Source organism: Aquamicrobium sp. LC103 (genome assembly GCF_001014615.2).
Taxonomy (GTDB): domain Bacteria; phylum Pseudomonadota; class Alphaproteobacteria; order Rhizobiales; family Rhizobiaceae; genus LBCQ02.
The window spans coordinates 173640-196914 of sequence record NZ_LBCQ02000014.1; the positions used below are offsets into that span (position 1 = coordinate 173640).

The following is a 23275-nucleotide window of genomic DNA, read 5'->3' on the forward strand; positions in this document are numbered from 1 at the left end:
CATAGATAGATAGATCGTCAGATTTAGCCCAACGGGCGCATGACTTATCGATCCGCCGCCAAAGATACCCATAAAGGCAACGCTCGGCGGATCGGGAAACGAGGAGGGAAAGACTTGGCCAAAGCATCGATGAAATCCGCTTCGACCAAACCGGCGGAGAAGAAGCCGTCCACGGCAAAAGTGAAGGCGGAGGGCGAAAAGAAGAAAGCGACCGCCGCGGCAAGGAAAACGGCAGGCAAGACATCTCCCGCGAAAGCCGACGCGGCGAAGCCGGCGAAGGCCGCTTCCGTGAAGAAGGCGTCCGCGGAGAAGCCCGCGGCGGCGGCCCAACCCGCGAAGAAGACGCCGGCGCCGAAGGCGGAAGCGACGGCAAAGCCGGCTGCCAAGCGCGCCGCCAGGGCTTCGACCGCCAAGACCACCTCCGTGGCGCGGAAGCCCGCGACCGCAGCGACCAGGAAGGCCGCGTCCACGAAAGCAAAGGCGGAGAAGCCCGCAAAGCCCGCCGCTTCCAAGACGGCGGCAGCCAAGGCAGCCTCCAAGGCGGCGACGGGACCGGCCGCCGCGAAACCCGCTTCGAAGGCGAAATCCGCCGCAAAGCCTGCATCCGCGAAGGCGAAATCCGCCAGGCCGCGTGCGGCAAAATCCACGCCGGCGGCAGCGGTGGGCCTCGTTTCCTCCGCCGCCGTAAGCGAGGTGGCGAAGCCGGCCAAGCCTGCAAAGGCCACCAAGTCCGCAGCCGGCAAGCCTGCCACCGCCAAATCTGCCGCCGCCAAGGCCCCAGCCAACAAGGCCCCAGCCAAGGAGGCGACGAAGACCATGACCGTCGCGAAGGCGAAGCCGGCCAAGTCGAAGACACCGGCCGCCAAGAAAGCGGCAACCGCCTCGCCCGTCAAACAGGCCCAGGCGAAATCCAAAGCGAAAGTCGGCGACAAGCCGTGGATCGCCAGCTATCCGCCGGGCATCGCAGCCGAGATCGCTCCGATCGAGGACGCCTCGCTGGGCGACATGATGGTGAAAGCCTGCAAGACGTTCGCCTCGCGGCCCGCCTTCACCTGCATGGGCAAGACGCTCACCTTCGCCGAGCTCGAAGCGCAATCGGCGCATCTCGCCGCCTATTTCCAGTCGAAGGGCATCGCGAAGGGTACGCGCATCGCGCTGATGATGCCGAACGTGCTGCAATATCCCGTCGCGATGATGGCCGTCCTGCGCGGCGGCTACACGATCGTCAACGTCAACCCGCTCTACACGCCGCGCGAACTCGAGCACCAGCTCAAGGATTCGGGAGCGGAAGCCATTGTCATCCTGGAGAACTTCGCGAAGACGCTCGAGACGGTGGTGAAGAACACGCAGGTCAAGCACGTCGTCGTCGCCTCCATGGGCGACATGCTCGGCACGCTCAAGGGCGCGATCGTCAATTTCGTCGTGCGGCGCGTGAAGAAGATGGTGCCGAACTGGTCGCTGCCGGGGCACGTCAAGTTCAACGACGCCCTCAACGCCGGCCGCACCAGGGCATTCAAGAAGGTGGACGTCAGCGGCGACGATATCGCCTTCCTGCAATATACGGGCGGCACGACCGGCATTTCCAAGGGCGCGATCCTGCTTCACCGCAACGTGCTCGCCAACGTCGCGCAGAACGCGCTGTGGGTGGAAAGCGCCTACGCCAAGAAGCCGAAGCCGGCGCATCTCATCTATGTCTGCGCGCTGCCGCTCTACCATATCTACGCGCTGACGGTGAACGCGCTCATGGGCATCCAGCAGGGCGCGCAGAACATCCTCATCGTGAACCCGCGCGACATCCCGGCCTTCGTCAAGGAATTGCAGAAGTATCCCTTCAACGTGTTCCCGGGCCTCAACACGCTGTTCAACGCGCTGCTCAACAACGAGGATTTCAGGAAGCTCGACTTCAAGCCGCTGCTCCTGACCTTCGGCGGCGGCATGGCGGTGCAGAAGGGGGTGGCGGACCGCTGGCAGAAGCTGACCGGCGGGATCATCTCGGAAGGCTACGGCCTGTCCGAAACCGCTCCCGTCGCCACCACCAACCGCTTCGACGCGGACGAGTTCTCCGGCACGATCGGCCTGCCGATCCCGTCCACCGAGATCTCGATCCGCAACGACGACGGCAAGGAGCTGCCGCTCGGCGAGGTCGGCGAGCTCTGGATACGCGGCCCGCAGGTCATGGCCGGCTACTGGAACCGTCCCGACGAAACCGCCAAGGCGATGACCAAGGACGGCTACTTCAAATCGGGCGACATGGGCTTCATGGACGAGCGCGGCTACATCAAGGTCGTCGACCGCAAGAAGGACATGATCCTCGTCTCCGGCTTCAACGTCTATCCGAACGAGATCGAGGAGGTGGTCGCGCTGCATCCCGGCGTGCTGGAGGTGGCGGCCGTCGGCGTGGCGAACGAGAAGTCCGGCGAGGTGCCGAAACTGTTCATCGTCAAGAAAGACCCGAACCTGACGGCGCAGGACATCCTCGATTTCTGCAAGGACAAGCTCACCGCCTACAAGCGGCCGAAGGAGATCGAGTTCCGCGCCGAGCTGCCGAAGACGAATGTCGGCAAGATATTGAGGCGGGAGCTGCGCTGACGCGGGTGGTGCGTCCTTCGAGGCTCGCTGCGCTCGCACCTCAGGATGAGGGAGGTCGTGGATCGACCTTCCTCCTTGGGGGCTCGACGAACACCGGGGGCGGACTCAAACCTTAACCGCCTCGCCCGTGGGGCTCACCCGCACCTCGGGGTCAGGGAGGTCGTGGATCGACCTTCCTCCTTGGGGACTCGACGAACACCGGGGGCGGACTCAAACCTTAACCGCCTCGCCCGTGAGGCTCACCCGCACCTCGGATCAGGAAGGTCGTGGATCGACCTTCCTCCCGGTGGGCTCGATGGAACACCAAGGGACGGACTCAAACCTTAACCGTCCTGTCTTGAGGCTCGCCGCACCTCGGGGTCAGGGAGGCCGTGGATCGACCTTCCTCCTTGGGGGCTCGACGAACACCGGGGGCGGACTCAAACCTTAACCGCCTCGCCCGTGGGGCTCACCCACACCTCGGGGTCAGGGAGGTCGTGGATCGACCTTCCTCCCGGTGGGCTCGATGGGAACACCGCGGGAAGTGCCCGAGTCCTGACGGCCTCGTCCCAAGACGGCACGCATCCGAACATCAGCCGATCTTCTGTCGAGCCCACCGGAAGGAGACGATCCACGACCTCCCTCATCCTGAGGTGTGAGCGCAGCGAGCCTCGAAGGACGCATTATCCTGATCTGCCTAGCTCGCCTTGCGCTCCGCCAGAAGCCCCGGCAGGTCGACGATCGAATCGAGCACGACATCGGCAAGCGGCGAGAGCGTCTGGCGCGTGCCGGTGCCGGAAAGCACGCCGACCGCGAGCCCGACGCCGCCTGCGCGCGCCATTTCGAGGTCGTGGCGGTTGTCGCCGACCATGGCGAGCTGCGAGGGCCTGAGCCCGGTGAAATCGCAGAAGGCATGGATCGTGTCGGGCGCCGGCTTCGGATTGGCCACCGCGTCGTAGCCATAGGCGGCGTCGAACATCTGCGCGATGCCGAGCGCGACCAGCGTCCTTTCGGCGCCGCTGGTGGAATCGTTGGTGGCGACGCCGAGCCGCAGGCCGGCGGCGTGCAGCGCCTCGATCGCCTCGTGGCAGCCCGGCAGGGCAACCGACCTGGCCGCGCCGTTCTCGACCGCGAACCGGTCGAAGGCGTCGACCATAGCCTGTCGGGCGTCACCCGTCAGGCGCGGGTACCAGAGGCCGACGATATCGGCATTGGTGCCGGCCGCGAAAACGGAATCGGGACGGAAGCGATGCTCGATGAAGTCGAAGCCGGCCATGTCCATCAGGCCATTCGCCCTTTCGCGGTCTCCCGTCGCCGCCTCCAGCGCCAGAACGTCGCCCACCGCGAACCATGTGGCATGGAAATCGACAAGCGTGCCGTCCTTGTCGAACAGAATTCCCTTGATGTCGGCCAAGCAATCTACTCCGGCCGGCGCAACTGGCGCATGTGGCGCACGAGGCCCGCCGTCGAGCCGTCGCGGCCGGCAGGTTCCTCCCTGCCCTCCACGATCGGAAGCAGGCCGGTCGCCAGTTCCTTGCCGAGCTCGACGCCCCATTGGTCGAAGGCGTTGATGCCGAAAAGCTGCGCCTCGACGAAGACCCGATGCTCGTAGAGCGCGATGAGGCGGCCAAGGGTTGCCGGATCGAGCTTGCGATAGAGCAGCGTCACCGAAGACCGGTTGCCCGGGAAGACGCGGTGCGGTGCGATGCGCTCGACCTCGTCGGCGGCCATGCCCTTCGCCAGCATCTGGGCGCGCGCCTCCTCCAGCGTGCGGCCCTTCATCAGCGCTTCCGACTGGGCCAGGCAATTGGCGATGAGCAGGTCGTGATGCTGGCGAAGCCCGGGCTCGTGGCCTTCCGCCGCGATCAGGAACTCGACCGGAATGACGTCGGTGCCCTGGTGAAGAAGCTGGAAGAAGGCGTGCTGGCCGTTGGTGCCCGGCTCACCCCAGACGAGCGGACCGGTCGGTGTTGCGACGGGCGAGCCGTCGATCGTCACGCGCTTGCCGTTCGATTCCATGTCGAGCTGCTGCAGATAGGCCGGCAGGCGCGCGAGGCGCTGGTCGTAGGGGATCACGGCGCGGGCGGGATAATCGCAGACGACACGATGCCAGTAACCGATGAGGCCCATCATCGCGGGGATGTTCTCCTGCAGCGGCGCTGTCTCGAAATGGCGGTCCATCTCGTGCGCGCCGGCGAGGAATTCGCCGAACCTTTCCGGGCCGATTGCGATCATGATCGGCAGACCGATCGCCGACCAGAGCGAATAACGTCCGCCCACCCAGTCCCAGAAACCGAAGATACGGTCCGCGGGAATGCCGAAATCCGCGACCTTGTCGAGCGCGGTGGAGACGGCGGCGAAATGCGAGCCCACCGCCGCCGCTCCAAGCTTCTCCTCCACCCAGCGCCGCGCGGTCGCGGCATTGGTCATTGTCTCGATCGTGGTGAAGGTCTTGGAGGCGACGATGAAGAAGGTGGTCTCGGGGTCGAGTGGCGCAAGCGTGTCGGCGATGTGTGCGCCATCGACGTTGGAGACGAAATGCGCGCGCGGGCCGTCATGGTAGGGTGCGAGCGCCAGCGTCGCCATCGCCGGCCCGAGGTCGGAACCGCCAATGCCGATATTGACGATGTCGGTGATCTTCCTGCCGGTCGCGCCGACGATCGCGCCGCTGCGCAAGCCGTCGGCGAAGGTGCCCATCGCGTCGAGCACGGCACGCACCTCGCCGGACACGTTCTCGCCGTCGACCAGGATCTCGCGATCGGAGCAATCACGCAGAGCCACATGCAGCACCGCCCTGCCCTCGGTCGCGTTGATGCGCTCGCCGAAAAACATGGCCGCGCGCCGCGCCTCCACGCCCGCGGCATTTGCAAGCGCCTGCAGCAGCGCCAGCGTTTCCGCCGTTACCGCGCATTTGGAGAAATCGAAAAGCAGGTCGTCGTGTCGGAGCGAGAAGCTGTCGAATCGGTCGGGGTCCTGCGCGAAAGCGACGCGCATGTCGAACGGACGGGACGCCGCGTGGTGATTCTTCAGCGCGTTGAGTGCGGAGGAAAAGCTCTGCGTGTCCAAGGTTCGCTCCTGGAATGAGAGGGCCGGCGCCTGCCGACAGGCGCTCGGCGTTTTACGCCCGGGGCGGGTGGTCGTTCAAGCCGCAAATGGACCAAGGCGGATCGATCACTGGCACAAATTGGTATGATCAAAATATTTCATTGGCGCAAATCATTGGACCAGACTTGAATGGGCTGAGCCAGCCACGGGCTTTTCTTGTGCACGAGGAACAAGGCATGCCTACGCGAACCGACCCCGCCATCTGGTCCGGATTGTTCCGGATCTCCGCCGAATCGGGCCAGACCCTTCAGGCCCAGATCAGGCAGGCCATCGTCGCCGCGATTCTGGATCGGCAGATCGCAGCGTCGATGCCGCTGCCGTCCTGCCGCATCCTCGCCGAGAAGCTCGGCGTCGCGCGCGGAACCGTCGTTCTCGCCTTCCAGCAATTGGTCGATCAGGGGTTTTTGATCGCGAAGGAGAGGCGCGGCCATTTCGTCAATCCGGAGGTTCTGGCGACGCCCAGCCGCATCCAGCAGGACGGCGTGCGCGGTCCGGCCTCGTCGATCGACTGGAAGGCGCGCCGACAGATCGCGGCTTCCGACATGCCCGAGCCGACCAAGCAGGAGAACTGGATCAAGTCCTCCTACCCGTTCGTCTACGGCCAGTTCGACCCGGCGCTGTTTCCCACGGCCGAGTGGCGCGAGTGCAACCGCATGGCGCTGGCGGTGCTGGAAATCCGCGACTGGGCGGCCGACATGGTCGACCGCGACGATCCGTTGTTGATCGAGCAGATCCAGGCGAGGCTCCTGCCCAGGCGCGGCATCTTCGCCAATCCCGACGAGATCATCGTCACGCTCGGGGCACAGAACGCGCTCTACATGCTCGCTACCCTGCTCATGACCAAGGGTTCGCAGGTGGCGATGGAGGATCCCGGCTATCCTGACGCGCGCTCGATCTTCCGCCTCGCCGGCGCGGAGGTAACGCCCGTACCGGTCGACAAGGACGGCATCGACGTTTCGGCGATACCCCAGAATGCCGGCTTCGTCTTCGTCACGCCCAACCACCATTGTCCGACCATGGTGCCGCTCAGCGAGGCGCGGCGTCAGCGCCTGCTGCAGGACGCCGAGCGCTACGACCGCCTGATCATCGAGGACGGCTACGACAGCCAGCTCATGGACGAAGCGCCGCAACAGGCGCTGCGCAGCGTCGACCGCTCGGGGCGCGTCATCTATGTCGGCTCCATGTCGAAGACGCTCGCGCCGGGCCTGCGGCTCGGCTATATCGTCGCCTCGGCCGGCCTCATCGCCGAGCTGCGCGCGTTGCGCCGCTTCATGCTGCGCCATCCGCCGGCCAACAATCAGCGCGCCGTCGCGCTGTTCCTTTCGCTCGGCCACCACGAGGCGCTGGTGCGCAGGCTCTCCACCGCCTTCTCCGAGCGGCGCAAGCGGCTCGGCCAGGCAATCAACGCATTCCTGCCGGAATGGCGACTGAACGAAACGCCGGGCGGAACCTCGGTATGGCTCGAAGGCCCGCCGGGCACCAATGGCAAGGCATTGGCCGAGGCGGCGGCGGCGCGCAGCGTGCTCATCGAGCCGGGCGCGCGCTTCTTCGACCAGCCGGAGCGCAACAGCCGCTTCCTGCGGCTGGGCATCTCGTCGATCGCCCTGCAGCATATCGAGCCGGGCATTCGCGAGCTCGCCACCGCGGCCGGACGGCGCCCCGCGGCCGCCTGACCCCTGCCGGCCCGCCGCTTTCGTCCTCCTTCTCCTTTCACAAACCGGAGAGGAAGGGGCGTGCCCGGCAGATCGCGCGCCCCCGTGCCGATGTGGCTCATGCGCAGGCGAACGGTTGGCACAAGCCCGCTCCCGAGCGTCGTTTCATATTCGGTACCCGTGCACGAGCGGCCGCCTCTTCGAAGGCGGCGGCTCCTGAGCGGCACCGCAATCCGCCGAGGAGCGCGCGCATGTCGGTTGCCATGAACGAGAACCATCCCGCTGGTTCGTCCCGCTCGAAAAGAACCGAAGCGCGCCGGGAACCGCCATCCGGGAGCGATGTCGGACCAGTGCGTGCCGGACTGGAAGGCGGAAGCTACAAGCCGCTTTCGCCAAACGACATCGAGCGCGTCCACGAGGCCGTGCTGAGCGTGCTCGAAAACATCGGCTTCGCCAACGCCATCCCGAGTTGCCTCGACGCGCTGATCCGCGCGGGCGCGATCTTCGGCGACGACGGCAGGGTCCGGTTTCCGCGCGCGCTGGTGATGGAGACGGTCCGCAAGGCGGCGCGCGACTTCACGCTTCACGGACAGGACCCCAGGCACGACATGCGCCTGCAGGGCACCCGCGTGCACTACGGCACCGCCGGCGCGGCGGTCCATCTGGTCGACGCGGAGAAAGGCGAGTATCGCGAATCCCGGCTCCAGGATATCTACGACGCCGCGCGCCTCGTCGATCTCATGGACAATATCCATTTCTTCCAGCGGCCAATGGTGGCGCGCGACATGGTCGACCCGGCCGACCTCGACCTCAACACGCTCTATGCCTGCGTGACGGGTACCACGAAACATGTCGGCACCTCCTTCACCGTGCGCGAGAACGTCGCCCCCGCGCTGGAGATGCTCTACACGATCGCCGGCGGCGAGGAGAACTTTCGCGCCCGGCCCTTCGTCTCCAACTCCAACAGCTTCGTCGTCTCGCCGATGAAGTTCGCCGAGGACGCCTGCGGCGTGCTGGAGGCCTGCGTGCAAGGCGGCATTCCGATCCTGCTCCTTTCCACGGGGCAGGCCGGCACCACGGCGCCCGCGGCGATGGCCGGCGCGGTGGTGCAGGCGGTGGCCGAGGTGCTTGCCGGCCTCGTCTATGTCAACGCCATCAGGCCGGGGCATCCCTGCATCCTCGGCGCCTGGCCCTTCGTCTGCGACCCGCGCACCGGCACGATGGCCGGCGGCTCGGGCGAACAGGCGCTGCTGACGGCCGCCTGCGCGCAGATGGCGCAGTTTTACGACCTGCCGGGAGGATCGGCGGCAGGCATGTCCGACGCCAAGCTGCCCGATATCCAGTCCGGCTACGAGAAGGGCGTCACCAACGTGATGGCCGGCCTTTCCGGGCTCAATCTCGTCTACGAATCGGCCGGGATGCACGCCTCGCTGCAAGGCTTCTGTCTCGAAAGCCTGATCATCGACAACGACACGATCGGTGAGTGCCTGCGTTGCGTGCGCGGCATCGAGGTTTCCGACACGTCGCTTTCGCTGGATGTCATGGCGGAGACCTGCCTGAACGGACCCGGCCACTATATCGGCCACGACCAGACGGTCCGGCTCATGAAGACGGACTATTTCCACCCCGCGATCGCGGACCGCCTCGGCTCCAAGGAATGGGCGGAGCAGGGCAAGCCCGACATGCTCGGCCGCGCCGTCGCGGAGAAGAGGCGCATCCTGGCGAACCACTTCCCCCGCCACGTTTCCAAGGCCACCGACGACGCGCTGCGGGCGCGTTTTCCCAACATTCAACTGCCGAGAAAAGCGATGGGGCTTTGAAGCTCAGTCTTCCTCGGCACTCAGGCCGAAGAGTTCGACCACGCGCGGACTGATCAGCCTGGCGTGGAGCGCCAAGAGGACGAGCTGGGCATCGAAACTCTCCTCGGCCTCGAGCGCCTGCTCGACCCTTTCCTCCGCCGCCCGGACGGCACTCTCGCCGTTGACACGGCCGAATGCGTCGGGCCCCAACACGCAATAGCCGAAGATCTCGGCCACCCCGGCATAGGCATGGGGCGGCGGCTCGTCCTCGCCTGCGTGATCCTTCATGAGATTGACGATGGTGAGCTTGGCGCCCTCGGGCACCAGCGCCGGATGAAGATCGACGCGTTTGAGCGCCTCGTCGAGCTGGCGCAAGTCGCCCGAGCGGCCGAACCTGCCGAAAAGGCCGAGAGCTGAGCGTCGTCTGGTCATGCGGCTTCCTGCCTTTCTCCTGCGCCTAGGTAAGCATGCGAACCGGCATAGGCAATTCGCAATGTCGGCGTAAGCAGGCCGCGCGGTGGTTTTCCGACCCGCCTCGATCGATTCGCTATGTGATTTGTCGGCGCTCCGTGGCGGGTTTATCCTCGATCCGCGCCCTCCATGGGCGCCTTCACATCGGGAGGAAAGAATGGCACGCAAATATATAGACTGCCGTGAATTCCCGAGCGACATGCGGTGCACGGTCGCCATATCGGCCGACAGCGACGACGAACTGATCGAAGCCGCCATCCAACATGCCGTGTCGGTCCATGGGGAACATGACACGCCTGAATTCCGCGCAGAAATCCAGAAGGCGATACACGAGGGAACTCCGCCTCCGACGGTGGCATAGCGCCATCGCCGAATTTCTCCGGACCGCGTGCGGCGCGCCCTGGAAGCCGCATGCGGCTCGTCCAGATGTTTGCAGCCGCGACGCGATCTGCCAACGACCTTCGTCTCGTGGACAAGGCGTCGCGGCTGGGTTACTTCCTAGCGGACCAATCGGAGGAGGCGATATTCATGGCGATGATCATCGAGGGCGAGGAACGCATCGAGGCGCCGATCGGAAAGGTCTGGGCCGCGCTCAACGATCCCGACATTCTCAAGGAATGCATTCCCGGCTGCGAGAGCCTGGAGAAAAATTCCGACACCGAACTGGCGGCGATCGTGACCCTCAAGATCGGCCCGATCAAGGCCAAGTTCAACGGCGAGGTCGAGCTCAAGAACCTCAAGCCGCCGCACTCCTATACGATCCAGGGCGAAGGCAAGGGCGGCATCGCCGGCTTCGCCAAGGGCGGCGCCGACGTGACGCTGAAGGAGGACGGCGCGGACGTGACGGTCCTCACCTACGAGGCGAAGGCAGATGTCGGCGGCAAGATCGCCCAGCTCGGCAGCCGCCTCATCACCTCGACCTCGAAGAAGCTCGCCGGCCAGTTCTTTTCCGCCTTCAACGAAAAGGTCAGCGGAAGCTGAGGCCGGCGCCTTCCACTAACCGCTCTTGCGGCCGGTGAAGACCGGCGGCCGCTTCTGCAGGAAGGCCGAAACCCCTTCCTTGTAGTCGTCCGAACGGCCGGCCTCGCGCTGCAACGCCCGCTCGACGTCGAGCTGCTCGTCGAGCGAATTGACCGACGCCGCCTGGATCGCCTTCTTCGTCAGCGCATAGGCATGGGTCGGCCCCTTGGCGAAGCCTTCGGCCAGCGCGACCGCCTCCTCCATCAGCTTGTCGTCGTCCACGGCCTTCCAGATCAGGCCCCAGGCGGCGGCGTCCTCGGCCGAAAGCGGATGGGCGGTCAGCGCCAGCGCCTTGGCGCGAGCCTCGCCCAGATGCCTGGTCAGCCAATAGGTGCCGCCCGCATCCGGGATCAGGCCGATCTTGGAGAAGGCCTGGATGAACCTCGCGGACTTCGCCGCCAGGACGATGTCGCAGGCAAGAGCGATGTTGGCGCCGGCGCCCGCCGCCACGCCGTTGACGGCGCAGATCACCGGCTTTTCCATGGCGCGCAGCTTGCGTACCAGCGGATTGTAGAAATTCTCCAGCGTCCTGCCGAGATCGGGCGCCTCGCCCAGCATGGCGGGGTCGCGGTCGGCAAGGTCCTGCCCCGCGCAAAACCCCCTGCCCGCGCCCGTAAGCAGGACCGCCCGGCATTCGCCGCTTGCCTCGCATTCCTCCAGCGCTGTCCGGAGCGCATGATGCTGCACCTCGTTGAAGGCGTTCAGCCGGTCGGGCCGGTTCAAGGTGATGACGTGATAGCCGTCGCGGCGTTCATGGATGACGACGTCGTTCAATGTTTTTCTCCTCCCCGCCGGCGCGCCCGGCCCAGGCTGCTGTGATCTGGAACTTACTCGAAGATGATCGCCGGCGTGGCCGCCTCGGAGGCAGAGGATTCCTCCCGCAACCTTTCCCACGCGCGCGCCGCGATCTCGCGATAGACCTTGGCCTGCGGCCCGTCCGGCTCGGCCACGACCACCGGTGTGCCGGCATCCGAGGTTTCGCGAATGTTCATCGTCAGCGGCACCTCGCCCAGGAAGGCGACGCCCAGCCGTTCCGCCTCGCGCCTGGCGCCGCCATGGCCGAAAATGTCGTAACGCTTGCCGGTGTCGGGCGCGAGGAAATAGCTCATGTTCTCGACGATGCCGAGCAGCGGCACGTCGACCTTCTTGAACATGTTCAGCCCCTTGCGGGCGTCGATCAGGGCGAGGTCCTGCGGGGTGGAGACGATGACCGCGCCGGCGAGCGGCACCTGCTGCGCCATGGTGAGCTGCGCGTCGCCGGTACCTGGCGGCATGTCGACGACGAGGACGTCGAGCTCTCCCCACTGCACCTCGCGCAGCATCTGCGTCAGCGCCGACATGACCATCGGCCCGCGCCAGATCATCGGCGTCTCCTCGTCGACGAGGAAGCCCATGGACATGACCTTGACGCCGTAATTCTCCATCGGGATCAGCACCTTGCCGTCGGCGGTGCCGGGCCGGCCGTGGATATTCAGGAGCCGCGGCATGGAGGGACCGTAGATGTCGGCGTCGAGAATGCCGACCTTCAGGCCGTTCGCGGCAAGGCCGAGCGCGAGATTGACCGCGGTGGTGGACTTGCCCACTCCGCCCTTGCCGGAAGCGATGGCGATGATCGACTTGATCCCCGGCACGCCGCGTTTGCCCTGGCTGCGGGAGGCGGGTGCCTGTGGCGCAGGCCTTGGCTGCGGCTTCGGTGCAGCGGGGCGCGGCGGAGGTGCTGCCTCCATGCCGCCGCCCTTCTTTTCCGCGGTCAGCGCGACCACGGCGCCCTCGACCCCTGGCATCGACCTGACGGCGCGCTCCGCCGCCGCCCGCAGCGGCTCCAGCTCCTGGGCGCGCGCCGCCGGCACGGTGATCGAGAAGAACACCTTGTTGCTGGCGATGAAGATATCCGAGACGAGGCCAAGGGAGACGATGTCGCCCTCGAAATCGGGGCCCTTGATCGTCTTCAACTTGTCGATGACAGTTTCTTTCGTGACGGACATGGCGCTTCTTCTGTTCGTTCGCTGAAACTGAGATAGTGCAATTCGCCGTTCGAACCAAGCGTTCGTGAACGCGCCCGCCTCCGCCCGCAAGCGACCGCGAAGGCGACCAGTCGATTTTGCCGCGCGCCGGCACCCGGGATGGGCGAATGCTTGCTTCACCGGCCGATTTCCCCGAATGTCGGGATAGGATCATCCAAAGCGCGCCGCGGCAAAATGATAGACAAGCTCGAATTCTTCCTGGCACTCGCGCGCGAGCAGCATTTCGGCCGCGCCGCCGAGGAATGCGGCGTCACGCAGCCGACGCTCTCGGCCGGCATCAAGCAGCTCGAGGACACGCTCGGCGTCATGCTGGTACAGCGCGGCTCGCGCTTCCAGGGCCTGACGCCGGAGGGCAGCCGCGTGCTCGAATGGGCGCGCCGCATCGTCGGCGATACACGCACCATGCGCGAGGAGATGCGCGCGGCGCGGCACGGGCTCGCCGGCCATGTGCGGCTCGCGGCGATCCCGACCGCGCTCGCCATGACGCCGCGCCTCACCACGCCGTTCCGCGAGAAGCACCCGGGGGTCACCTTCTCGATCCTCTCCCGCACCTCGATCGAGGTGCTGACCTTGCTCGAGAATTTCGAGATCGACGCGGGCATCACCTATCTCGACAACGAGCCGCTGGGGCGCGTGGCGACGGTGCCGCTCTATTCGGAGCGCTACCAGCTCATTACCGCGGCCGGAAACACCTATTCCGAGCGCAAGTCGGTGAGTTGGAAGGAAGTCGCCTCGCTGCCGCTCTGCCTGCTGACGCCCGACATGCAGAACCGCCGGATCATCAACCAGCATCTGGAAGAAGCCGGCACGGCGGCCCGCCCGACGCTGGAATCGAACTCCATGATCGTCCTCTTCTCGCATATCCGCACCGGCAAGTGGTCGTCGATCATGCCGCTCAACCTTGCCGAGACGTTCGGCTTTTCCGAGCCGATCCGCGCGATCCCGATAATCGAACCCGACGCCAGCCATCTCGTCGGTCTCGTCGCCGCCTATCGCGAACCGCATACGCCGCTCGTCTCCGCATTGCTGCACGAGGCGCGTTTTCTTGCCGCCGAACTCGGCACATTTCGATAGAAATCTTCTATCGAGCAACGAAACTGCTCTATTGATCCCTTGAAATCGCTATGTTTTCCTTCCCTGAATACGAAGAATTCAGGGAGGGCCGCTGCATGACGATGCAGCACGCAAGTACCGATATCGCGTTCCGGACCGCTCAGGTCGTCGACGGGCTGAAGGATCTGGAAGGCCCCCTTCTGCCCATCCTCCACGAATTGCAGGAAGAATTCGGCTGCGTGCCGCCGGAAGCACTGCCGGTGATCGCCGAAGCGCTGAACATTTCCAATGCCGAGGTGCACGGCGTCGTCACGTTCTACCATGACTATCGCAACCAACCTGCCGGCCGGCACGTTCTGAAGGTGTGCCGGGCGGAGGCCTGCCAGTCGATGGGCGGCGACGCGATTGCCACCCAGATCAGTCGGGCACTGGGCATCGGCTTCCACGAGACGGCGAAGGACGGCTCGGTCACGCTTGAGCCGGTCTATTGCCTCGGCCTTTGCGCCTGCGCGCCGGCGGCCATGCTGGATGGCGAGGTGATCGGCAGGCTCGACGCCGGCAAGATCGACGAGATCGTTCAGGAGGTACGCTCATGACGGTCACGATCTACATTCCCCGCGATTCCGGCGCGCTGGCGCTCGGCGCCGAGAAGGTTGCCAAGGCCGTTGCGCGCGAGATCGAGGCGCGAGGGCTGGAAGCGTCGATCGTCCGCAACGGCTCGCGCGGCCTCTATTGGCTGGAGCCGATGGTGGAAGTTGCGACGGAGGCCGGGCGCGCCGCCTACGGCCCGGTCGCGGCCAAGGACGTTGCCTCACTGTTCGATGCCGGTTTCATGGAAGGGAGAGAACATCCCCTATCGCTCGGCGATCCGGAAAAGATCCCATTCCTCGCCAAACAGACCCGCCTCACCTTCGCGCGCTGCGGCATCACCGATCCGCTCTCGCTGGAGGACTACGAAGCCCATGGCGGGCTGGCGGGGCTGCGGAGGGCGGTGGCGATGGCTCCGCTCGACATCGTCACGACCGTTACGGAATCGGGATTGCGCGGGCGCGGCGGCGCGGGTTTCCCGACCGGCATCAAATGGAAGACGGTTCTCGATACCGCCGCCGAGCGCAAATACATCGTCTGCAACGCGGATGAGGGCGACTCGGCAACCTTCGCCGACCGGATGATCATGGAGGGCGATCCCTTCGTGCTGGTCGAAGGCATGGCGATCGCCGGTATCGCGACCGGCGCGACGAAGGGTTTCGTCTATATACGCTCGGAATATCCGCATGCGATCGCGACGATGCGGAAGGCCGTGGAGGTGGCACGGGAAGCGGGCGTGCTCGGCGTCAACGTGCTCGGCTCGCCCAATGCATTCGATATGGAAATCCGCGTCGGCGCCGGCGCCTATGTCTGCGGCGAGGAAACCTCGCTGCTCAACAGTCTCGAAGGCAAGCGCGGCGTGGTGCGCGCGAAGCCGCCGCTGCCGGCGATCCAGGGACTGTTTGGCAAGCCGACGGTCATCAACAATGTCATCTCGCTCGCCTCCGTGCCGATCATTCTCGACAGGGGCGCCGAATTCTACAAGGATTTCGGCATGGGCCGCTCGCGCGGCACGATTCCGATCCAGATCGCCGGCAATGCCAAGCATGGCGGGCTGTTCGAGGCGGCTTTCGGCCTCACGCTCGGTGAGATCGTCGAGGAGATCGGCGGCGGCACGGTCACCGGCCGCCCGGTCAAGGCGGTGCAGGTCGGCGGTCCGCTCGGCGCCTATTTCCCGCCGTCGCTCTTCGACACGCCCTTCGACTACGAAGCCTTCACGGCGAAGGACGGGCTGATCGGCCATGCCGGCATCACCATCTTCGACGACACCGCCGACATGCTCAAGCAGGCGCGCTTCGCCATGGAATTCTGCGCCATCGAAAGCTGCGGCAAGTGCACGCCCTGCCGTATCGGCTCGACCCGGGGCGTGGAGACGCTCGACAAGGTCGCGGCCGGGGTCGAACCGGAGAAGAACCTCGCCCTGGTCAGCGACCTCTGCAACACGATGAAATTCGGATCGTTGTGCGCGCTCGGCGGCTTCACCCCCTATCCGGTGATGAGCGCGATCCGGCATTTCCCGCAGGATTTTACACCGAAAGCAATGGCGGAGGCCGCGGAATGAGCGACAACAAGGTCAAGGGACCAGCCTCCTACTTCCCGTCGATCGAAAAGACCTACGGTCAGCCGATCGAGCACTGGAAGACGCTCATTCGCGACCGGATCGGCGCCAAGCATATGGAAATCGTCAACTGGCTGAAGAGCGAGCACGGGCTCGGCCACGGCCATGCAAACGCGCTCGTCGCGCATACCCTCGCCGAGAGCAAGGACCGCTAGGAGCATTCCCATGGGTCTCATCCACGAAATCGACTATGGCACGCCCGCCTCGAAAGCGGAAAAGCAGGTGACGCTCACCGTCGACGGCTTCGAGGTCACGGTGCCGGAAGGCACCTCGATCATGCGCGCCTCGATGGAGGCAGGCATCAAGATCCCGAAGCTCTGCGCCACCGACATGGTCGACGCCTTCGGCTCGTGCCGGCTCTGCCTGGTCGAGATCGAAGGCCGCGCCGGCACACCGTCCTCCTGCACCACGCCGGTGGCGCCGGGCATGGTGGTGAAGACGCAGACCTCGCGCCTAAAGGATATCCGCAAGGGCGTGATGGAGCTCTATATTTCCGACCATCCGCTCGACTGCCTGACCTGCGCGGCCAATGGCGATTGCGAGCTGCAGGACATGGCCGGCGTGGTCGGCCTGCGCGACGTACGCTACGGCTATGACGGCGACAACCACGTCTTCGCCAAGGACCGGTCCGACGGCGGCGAGAATTTCCGCTGGATGCCGAAGGACGAATCCAATCCCTATTTCACCTATGATCCGTCGAAATGCATCGTCTGCTCGCGCTGCGTGCGTGCGTGCGAGGAGGTGCAGGGCACCTTCGCGCTGACGATCGAGGGACGCGGCTTCGAAAGCCGGGTATCGCCGGGCATGCATCAGCCCTTCATCGATTCCGAATGCGTCTCCTGCGGCGCCTGCGTGCAGGCCTGCCCGACCGCGACGCTGACGGAGAAGTCGGTCATCGAAATCGGCCAGGCGGAGCATTCCGTCGTCACGACCTGCGCCTATTGCGGCGTCGGCTGCTCGTTCAAGGCCGAGATGCGTGGCGACGAGCTCGTGCGCATGGTGCCCTACAAGGACGGCAAGGCCAATCGCGGACATTCCTGCGTGAAAGGCCGTTTCGCCTGGGGCTACGCGACGCACAAGGACCGCATCCTCAATCCGATGATCCGCGAGAAGATCACCGATCCGTGGCGCGAGGTGAGCTGGGAGGAAGCGTTCGCGCACATCGCCTCCGAATTCCGCCGCATCCAGTACCAGTATGGCAAGGGCGCCGTCGGCGGCATCACCTCGTCCCGCTGCACCAACGAGGAGACCTACCTCGTCCAGAAGCTCGTGCGCCAGGGCTTCGGCAACAACAATGTCGACACCTGCGCACGCGTCTGCCATTCGCCCACGGGTTACGGCCTCGGCCAGACCTTCGGCACGTCGGCCGGAACGCAGGATTTCGATTCCGTCGAGCACACCGACGTGATCATGGTGATCGGCGCCAATCCTTCCGCGGCGCATCCGGTTTTCGCCTCGCGCATGAAGAAGCGCATCCGCCAGGGCGCCAAGCTGATCGTGCTCGATCCGCGTGTCACGGAGACCGTGGATTCCGTCCATGCCAAGGCGACGCATCACCTGCCGCTGCTGCCGGGCACCAACGTCGCCGTCATCACCTCGCTCGCGCACGTCATCGTCACCGAAGGCCTGTTTGACGAAGCCTTCATACGCGAGCGCTGCGACTGGTCGGAGTTCGAGGACTATGCCGCCTTCGTCGCCGAGGAGCATCACAGCCCCGAAGCCGTGGAGAAGCTTTCCGGCGTTCCGGCGGACGCGATCCGCGAAGCGGCGCGGCTCTATGCGACGGGCGGCAACGGCGCGATCTATTACGGCCTCGGCGTGACCGAGCACAGCCAGGGCTCGACGACGGTGATGGCGATCGCCAACCTCGCCATGCTCACCGGCAATATCGGCCGGCCGGGCGTCGGCGTGAATCCGCTGCGCGGCCAGAACAACGTGCAGGGTTCCTGCGACATGGGCTCCTTCCCCCACGAGCTGCCGGGCTACCGCCACATCTCGGGCGACGCGGTCCGCGACATCTACGAGAGCCTGTGGGGCGTGAAACTCGACAACGAGCCGGGCCTGCGCATCCCCAACATGCTCGACGCCGCAGTCGAGGGCTCGTTCAAGGGCATCTACATCCAGGGCGAGGACATCCTGCAATCCGATCCCGACACCAAGCACGTCGCGGCCGGTCTTGCCGCGATGGAGTGCGTGGTGGTGCACGATCTCTTCCTCAACGAGACCGCCAACTACGCGCATGTCTTCCTGCCGGGCTCGACCTTCCTCGAGAAGGACGGCACCTTCACCAATGCGGAGCGCCGCATCAACCGCGTGCGCAAGGTGATGGCGCCCAAGAACGGCTATGGCGACTGGGAGGTGACGCAGCTGCTCGCCCAGGCGATGGGGATCGGCTGGAACTACGCCCATCCGTCCGAGATCATGGACGAGATCGCGCGGACGACGCCCTCCTTCGCCAGCGTCACCTACGATCTGCTCGACAAGGTCGGCTCGGTGCAATGGCCCTGCAACGAAAAGGCGCCCGAGGGCACCCCCATCATGCATGTCGACGGGTTCGTGCGCGGCAAGGGCAAGTTCATCCGCACCGAATATGTCGCGACCGACGAAAAGACCGGCCCGCGCTTCCCGCTGCTTTTGACCACCGGCCGTATCCTCTCGCAATACAATGTCGGCGCGCAGACGCGGCGCACCGAGAACGTGATCTGGCACGACGAGGATCGGCTGGAGATCCACCCGCACGACGCCGAGCAGCGGGGCATCCGCGACGGCGACTGGGTGCGCATACAAAGCCGCGCCGGCGAGACGACGCTACGCGCGCTGATCACCGAAAGGGTGGCGCCGGGCGTGATCTACACCACCTTCCACCACCCCAACACGCAGGCCAACGTCGTCACCACCGACTTCTCGGACTGGGCAACGAACTGCCCCGAATACAAGGTCACCGCCGTGCAGGTCGCCCCATCCAACGGACCTTCCGATTGGCAGGTCAACTACGACGAACAGGCGCGCAGGAGCAGACGCATCGCCGCGCGGCGGCTGGAAGCGGCGGAGTAGCGATGATATCGAATGCCTCGATATCCGATCGTTGTGCTTTGGTGCGTCCTTCGAGGCTCGCTCCGCTCGCACCTCAGGATGAGGGAGGTCGGTTGACTGCACCTAACCTACAGTGGGCTCGATACCGTCAGTGGGCTCGATGCACAACAGACCTCATCCTGAGGTGCGACCCTGAGCTTGTCGAAGGGGAGCCTCGAAGGACGTACGTCATCAGGAGCGGCTCGGTCTTGGAGCGCGTGTCATGACGCGCCCTCCCCTCAACTCCACGGTCCGCATCGCGCGACGGGCCGCCGGCACGAGCGCCGCAGCGCGTATGGTGCCGGAGGAAACGCCGATCGCGCTGTCCTATGCAGGCACGACGCATGCGGTGATGATGGCGAGCCCGGCGGACTTCGAGGATTTCGCGCTGGGCTTTTCGCTCACCGAGGGCATCGTCGGCTCGCCTGAAGAAATCGAGGCCATCGAGATCGAGGACCATGGCGCCGGCATCGACATCCAGATCCGGCTGAGGGACAAGGCCAATACGCGCTTCCAGGCACGACGCAGACGGCTGGCCGGGCCGGTGGGCTGCGGGCTTTGCGGCATCGAATCCATCGAGGAGGCGATGCGCTCTGTCGACCATATCGGTGCGTCGCAGCTTACACTTTCCGAGAACGACGTCGTGCAATCGGTGAAGCTTCTGTCGAAGGTTCAGCCCCTGCATGCCGAGACCGGCGCGGTCCACGCGGCCGGTTTCTACCAGCCCGGAGAGGGCATCGTCGCCGCGCGCGAGGATGTCGGCCGTCACAACGCGCTCGACAAGCTCGCCGGAGCGCTGTCGAAGGCCGGGATAGCCGGCGCGTCGGGCGCGGTGGTGGTGACGTCACGCGTCTCGGTGGAAATGGTGCAGAAGACGGCGGCGATCGGCGCGCCGGTGATCATTGCCGTCTCCGCGCCGACCGCCCTCGCGATCAGGACGGCGGACGAAGCCGGCATGACGCTGGTGGCTCTGGTGCGGGGCGAGGATTTCGATGTCTTCACCCGTCCCGAGCGGGTGACGATGGGAGCAAGCAAGCATGTCGCATGACAAGATCATCCGCATGGCCAACCAGATCGCGACGTTCTTCCAGTCGAAGCCGCGCGAGGAAGGCGTGGCGGGCGTGGCCGAGCACATCAACAAGTTCTGGGAACCGCGCATGCGCTCGCAGCTGTTTTCGAAGCTGGATGGCGACGCGGAAGGCCTGCACGAGCTGGTGAGGGAGGCCGCCCCGCTGATAAGGCGGCCCGCCGCGCCGGAAGGCGCCGACGAACCGCCGGCGGGGATCAGCGCCTTACAGCGCTGACCACGCTTCCCCCGCCCTTTTAGACTTCCGACCGCAGCGGCTTCAGCGCCGCCGCCCAGCGGTGGAGTTCGTCGAGCATCGTCCTCGCGCCGTTCTCGATCAGGTCATTGGGCTTGAAAACGCCCTCCTCGTCGAGGAGCTGGGTGACCATGGGGACCGGCACGCCTTCGGGGATCGGCATCACGCGCAACGTCGTAAGAAGCTGCTTGGCCGACTGCGCCGCGCGCAAACCGCCCGAAACGCCGCCATAGGAAAGAATGCCCGCGGTCTTGTATGCCCATTCGGCGACGAGATAGTTGAGCGCGTTCACGAAGGATGGCGGGGCGAAGTAATTGTATTCCGGCATGACGAAGACGAAGGCGTCGGCGGACGAAACGCTCTCGCTCCACTTCTTCGTGTGGGCATGCTCGTACTGACGCAGGCGCGGGTGCTTCGGCTCGTCGAATACCGGCAGGTTGAAATCTGCGAGGTCGACGAGCACCGGTTCGAACCTGCCATGGGCCCGCGCGAAGTCGTGGAACCATTCCGCGAGCGCTGGGCCGACCCGGACGGGGCGCGTGCTGCTGATGACGATGTTGAGCTTCAGGGTCAATTCCGACATTCCTTCTTGTTTTCCTTGGGGAGGAGACGGCTTTAAAGCCGCGTGGCGAGAACCACGCAAGAAGGCATCAAAAGGTAACCCGGTTACCCCGGCGTCACCGCCTCGGCTGCTGGAAGGAAAGGCGGCTGCACGCGCCGCGAAAAGTCGATGGAATAGCTCCGGACGGCTCTAACCGCCGCGAACGGCCAGCGCGATCGTCTCGCGCAGTTCCTCCATGCCGTCCCCCTTCTCCGACGAGGTGGCGATGATTCCGGGAAAGGCGGCAGGGCGCTTGCGGATCTTCTCCGCGGTCTCGGCAAGGAGGCGCGGCACGCCGGCCGCCTTGATCTTGTCCGCCTTGGTGAGAACGATCTGGTAGGAGACGGCCGCCTTGTCGAGCAGGTCCAGCACGGCCTCGTCGTTCTTCTTGATGCCGTGGCGGGCATCGATCAAAACATAGACGCGCTTCAGCGTCACCCGGCCCTTGAGATAGTCGAAGACCAGCCTGGTCCAGGCGTCGACCTGCTCCTTCGGCGCCTTGGCGTAGCCGTAGCCCGGCATGTCGACCAGCGCCATTGGCGGCAGGTCGCCAGCCTCGCCCGAATAGCCGTCCGGCACGAAATAGTTGAGCTCCTGGGTGCGGCCGGGTGTGTTGGAGGTGCGCGCCAACCCCTTTCGGCCGACCAGCGCGTTGATCAGCGACGACTTGCCGACGTTGGAGCGGCCGGCGAACGCGATCTCCGTCGGTCCCTCGGGGGGAAGGAATTTCATTGCCGGCACGCCGCGGATGAATATCCAGGGCCGAGAAAACAGGTCGTCCGCCTTGCCCGATCTTTCGTCCGCCATGTGCCGCCTTTCAAGCCGTCAGGACCGCCATCTTCGGCGTCAAGGCAAGGCAATCAAGGTTCCGCGCCTGCTTGTCAACCGGCGACACGCGCATGCCGCGCCGATGAAGATGCACGAACGGGCGGACCGTCGCCGATCCGCCCGTATTTGCCCGGCGTTTCCGGCTTCCCTAGACCGCGCGGAGAAGCGCGACGACGAACAGGCCGCTCGCGACCAGGCCTGCGATCGCGCGGACATGGTTCCACATCGTCCAGCGCGTCAGGTAGTCCTCCCACAGAGCCGCCGCCGCCGTACTGTCGGCGCTGACCGCCGCAAGCGCCTCGTTCATCGGCACGTTGAAGGCCATCGTCACGCCGATGACACCTATGAGATAGAGCAGGCTGCCGGCAAGCAGCCACCACGTGCCAGGCGAGGCCGGATTGACCAACGCGATCACGCCGAGCACGAGGCAGAGCGCGGCCGAGCCGAAGAAGGCCATGAAGAAGAGCGGATTGAGCACCACGACGTTGATGCCTTGCATGGCCGCGACGGCTCCATCGGCGGGCAGCCTGCCGAGTGAAGGCATCACCGTGTTCGAGAAGGCGAAGAAGAAGCCGCCCATGAGGCCGGCGCCGAGCGCGGCGGCGACGGCGAGCGCAGAGGTGAGCGTGCTCATGGCTCAGCCCCAGACGCCGGAGGCGGCGGTTCGCGCCGCATAGTCACGGAAGTCGCGCGGCGGACGGCCGAGCGCCTGCTGCACGCCCTCGGTGATATAGGAATTGCGGCCGTCGAGAACCTCGCGCGTCAATATCCCGAGGAGACCGACGAGATCCTCCGGTAGCCCGGCCTGGCGCAGGCCCGCGAGATATTCGTCCACGCTCACCGGAACGTACCGCACCTTGCGCCCAGCCGCTTCGGCGATCTCGGCGATGGCTTCGTCGAAGCGCATGAGGCGTGGACCCGTCACCTCGTAGATCCGGCCTTCATGTCCGGGCTCGGTAAGTGCCGCGGCCGCGATATCGGCGATGTCCTCGGCGTCGACGAAGGGCTCCCTCACCTCGTCGGCCGGAAAGATCACCTCGCCCGACGCGATGCCCTCGACGAAGAAATTCTCGCTGAAGTTCTGCGCAAACCAGGCGGCACGCACGACCGTCCAGTCGCCACCGGAGCGTGCCAGCGCCGCCTCGGCCTCCTGCGCCTCCCGCTCGCCCCGGCCGGAAAGGAGAACCAGCTTCCTCAGCCCGTGCTCCACCGCGAGTTTGGCAAGGGCGCCGACGGCGTCCGCCGCACCCGGTACGGCAAGGTCGGGATAATAGGTGACATAGGCGGCATCGGCACCTTCAAGCGCGGGCGCCCATGTCGAACGGTCGAGCCAATCGAAGGCCGGGCGCGCCGAGCGCGAGCCGAGCCTGACCGAAACGTTGCGCGCCTTCAGCCTCTCGGCCACCCTGCTTCCCGTCTTTCCCAGCCCGCCGATCAAGAGAACCGGAGCCTGTTCATTCGCACTGATGCCGCTCATCGGAGCCTCCATAATATGAGGATTACTCATGTTTGCAAAAACGTGATAAACCCTCATATTATCGAAGTCAAGCGTGA

Annotated in this window: 22 protein-coding genes; 12 read left to right on the forward strand and 10 right to left on the reverse strand. The window is 65.5% G+C overall.

The genetic code is table 11. The annotated features are described in order from the left end of the window. Positions 1-44: 44 nt before the first annotated feature. Positions 45-818, reverse strand: coding sequence for a hypothetical protein (locus tag XW59_RS29715; protein ID WP_246666204.1), 774 nt, complete (start codon positions 816-818; stop codon positions 45-47). Between XW59_RS29715 and XW59_RS24945 the strand changes: the two genes are divergently transcribed. Continuing rightward, positions 817-2589, forward strand: a complete 1773-nt coding sequence (locus tag XW59_RS24945; RefSeq protein ID WP_246666205.1) for a long-chain-fatty-acid--CoA ligase — start codon at positions 817-819, stop codon at positions 2587-2589. The genes XW59_RS29715 and XW59_RS24945 overlap by 2 nt on opposite strands. 676 nt (positions 2590-3265) lie before the next feature. Here XW59_RS24945 and XW59_RS24950 read toward each other — a convergent pair. Continuing rightward, the gene (locus tag XW59_RS24950; RefSeq protein WP_137327097.1) at positions 3266-3982 is read right to left on the reverse strand and encodes an HAD family hydrolase; all 717 of its coding nucleotides are present in this window, start codon (positions 3980-3982) and stop codon (positions 3266-3268) included. Between the two features lie 5 nt (positions 3983-3987). Beyond that, positions 3988-5634 (reverse strand): glucose-6-phosphate isomerase, encoded by a 1647-nt coding sequence (gene pgi, locus XW59_RS24955; protein WP_047148486.1) that lies wholly within the window; start codon positions 5632-5634, stop codon positions 3988-3990. A 215-nt stretch (positions 5635-5849) separates the two neighbouring features. Between pgi and XW59_RS24960 the strand changes: the two genes are divergently transcribed. After that, positions 5850-7346 carry a PLP-dependent aminotransferase family protein gene (locus XW59_RS24960; protein ID WP_047148485.1) on the forward strand — a complete coding sequence of 499 codons (1497 nt, stop codon included), beginning with the start codon at positions 5850-5852 and terminating at the stop codon, positions 7344-7346. A gap of 230 nt (positions 7347-7576) precedes the next feature. Beyond that, positions 7577-9145, forward strand: a complete 1569-nt coding sequence (locus XW59_RS24965; protein WP_047148484.1) for a trimethylamine methyltransferase family protein — start codon at positions 7577-7579, stop codon at positions 9143-9145. Between the two features lie 3 nt (positions 9146-9148). On the opposite strand, the gene XW59_RS24970 is transcribed toward XW59_RS24965, so the two are convergent. After that, the gene (locus tag XW59_RS24970) at positions 9149-9556 is read right to left on the reverse strand and encodes a hypothetical protein (protein WP_052958506.1); all 408 of its coding nucleotides are present in this window, start codon (positions 9554-9556) and stop codon (positions 9149-9151) included. A gap of 196 nt (positions 9557-9752) precedes the next feature. Here XW59_RS24970 and XW59_RS24975 point away from each other — a divergent pair, with 196 nt between their 5' ends. Then, a complete protein-coding gene (locus XW59_RS24975) occupies positions 9753-9956 on the forward strand; it encodes a DUF1059 domain-containing protein (protein ID WP_047148603.1) in 204 nt (67 codons plus the stop codon). A gap of 167 nt (positions 9957-10123) precedes the next feature. Beyond that, positions 10124-10576, forward strand: coding sequence for a carbon monoxide dehydrogenase subunit G (locus tag XW59_RS24980; RefSeq protein ID WP_047148602.1), 453 nt, complete (start codon positions 10124-10126; stop codon positions 10574-10576). A 15-nt stretch (positions 10577-10591) separates the two neighbouring features. On the opposite strand, the gene paaG is transcribed toward XW59_RS24980, so the two are convergent. Together paaG and XW59_RS24990 are read right to left on the reverse strand one after the other, a co-directional pair. Further along, positions 10592-11389 (reverse strand): 2-(1,2-epoxy-1,2-dihydrophenyl)acetyl-CoA isomerase PaaG, encoded by a 798-nt coding sequence (gene paaG / locus XW59_RS24985; protein ID WP_047148483.1) that lies wholly within the window; start codon positions 11387-11389, stop codon positions 10592-10594. A gap of 53 nt (positions 11390-11442) precedes the next feature. After that, positions 11443-12600 carry an Mrp/NBP35 family ATP-binding protein gene (locus tag XW59_RS24990; protein ID WP_047148482.1) on the reverse strand — a complete coding sequence of 386 codons (1158 nt, stop codon included), beginning with the start codon at positions 12598-12600 and terminating at the stop codon, positions 11443-11445. Positions 12601-12813: 213 nt separating this feature from the next. Here XW59_RS24990 and XW59_RS24995 point away from each other — a divergent pair, with 213 nt between their 5' ends. The 7 genes from XW59_RS24995 (at position 12814) to XW59_RS25025 (ending at position 20274) form a co-directional block, all read left to right on the forward strand. After that, the gene (locus tag XW59_RS24995; RefSeq protein WP_047148601.1) at positions 12814-13713 is read left to right on the forward strand and encodes a LysR family transcriptional regulator; all 900 of its coding nucleotides are present in this window, start codon (positions 12814-12816) and stop codon (positions 13711-13713) included. Positions 13714-13808: 95 nt separating this feature from the next. After that, positions 13809-14288 (forward strand): formate dehydrogenase subunit gamma, encoded by a 480-nt coding sequence (locus tag XW59_RS25000; RefSeq protein WP_047148600.1) that lies wholly within the window; start codon positions 13809-13811, stop codon positions 14286-14288. Beyond that, on the forward strand, positions 14285-15841 hold the full coding sequence (locus XW59_RS25005; protein WP_137327098.1) for an NADH-quinone oxidoreductase subunit NuoF: 1557 nt from the start codon (positions 14285-14287) through the stop codon (positions 15839-15841). The genes XW59_RS25000 and XW59_RS25005 overlap by 4 nt, the downstream gene beginning before the upstream one ends. Beyond that, positions 15838-16053 (forward strand): DUF4287 domain-containing protein, encoded by a 216-nt coding sequence (locus XW59_RS25010; RefSeq protein WP_047148480.1) that lies wholly within the window; start codon positions 15838-15840, stop codon positions 16051-16053. Before XW59_RS25005 ends, XW59_RS25010 begins: the two co-directional genes overlap by 4 nt. Positions 16054-16063: 10 nt before the next feature. Beyond that, positions 16064-18952: a formate dehydrogenase subunit alpha gene (fdhF, locus tag XW59_RS25015; RefSeq protein WP_047148479.1), complete on the forward strand. Its 2889-nt coding sequence runs from the start codon at positions 16064-16066 to the stop codon at positions 18950-18952. A gap of 241 nt (positions 18953-19193) precedes the next feature. Then, the gene (gene fdhD, locus XW59_RS25020; RefSeq protein WP_047148478.1) at positions 19194-20018 is read left to right on the forward strand and encodes a formate dehydrogenase accessory sulfurtransferase FdhD; all 825 of its coding nucleotides are present in this window, start codon (positions 19194-19196) and stop codon (positions 20016-20018) included. Further along, on the forward strand, positions 20008-20274 hold the full coding sequence (locus tag XW59_RS25025; RefSeq protein WP_047148477.1) for a formate dehydrogenase subunit delta: 267 nt from the start codon (positions 20008-20010) through the stop codon (positions 20272-20274). Before fdhD ends, XW59_RS25025 begins: the two co-directional genes overlap by 11 nt. Before the next feature lie 19 nt (positions 20275-20293). Here XW59_RS25025 and XW59_RS25030 read toward each other — a convergent pair whose 3' ends face one another. The 4 genes from XW59_RS25030 to XW59_RS25045 all read right to left on the reverse strand — a co-directional run bounded on the left by XW59_RS25030 (position 20294) and on the right by XW59_RS25045 (position 23198). Beyond that, positions 20294-20866, reverse strand: coding sequence for an NAD(P)H-dependent oxidoreductase (locus XW59_RS25030; protein WP_136068490.1), 573 nt, complete (start codon positions 20864-20866; stop codon positions 20294-20296). Positions 20867-21043: 177 nt separating this feature from the next. Beyond that, a complete protein-coding gene (gene yihA / locus XW59_RS25035; protein WP_047148475.1) occupies positions 21044-21700 on the reverse strand; it encodes a ribosome biogenesis GTP-binding protein YihA/YsxC in 657 nt (218 codons plus the stop codon). Between the two features lie 169 nt (positions 21701-21869). After that, the gene (locus tag XW59_RS25040; RefSeq protein WP_047148474.1) at positions 21870-22355 is read right to left on the reverse strand and encodes an anthrone oxygenase family protein; all 486 of its coding nucleotides are present in this window, start codon (positions 22353-22355) and stop codon (positions 21870-21872) included. A gap of 3 nt (positions 22356-22358) precedes the next feature. Next, positions 22359-23198 carry an NAD(P)H-binding protein gene (locus tag XW59_RS25045; RefSeq protein ID WP_246666206.1) on the reverse strand — a complete coding sequence of 280 codons (840 nt, stop codon included), beginning with the start codon at positions 23196-23198 and terminating at the stop codon, positions 22359-22361. Positions 23199-23275: the final 77 nt, after the last annotated feature.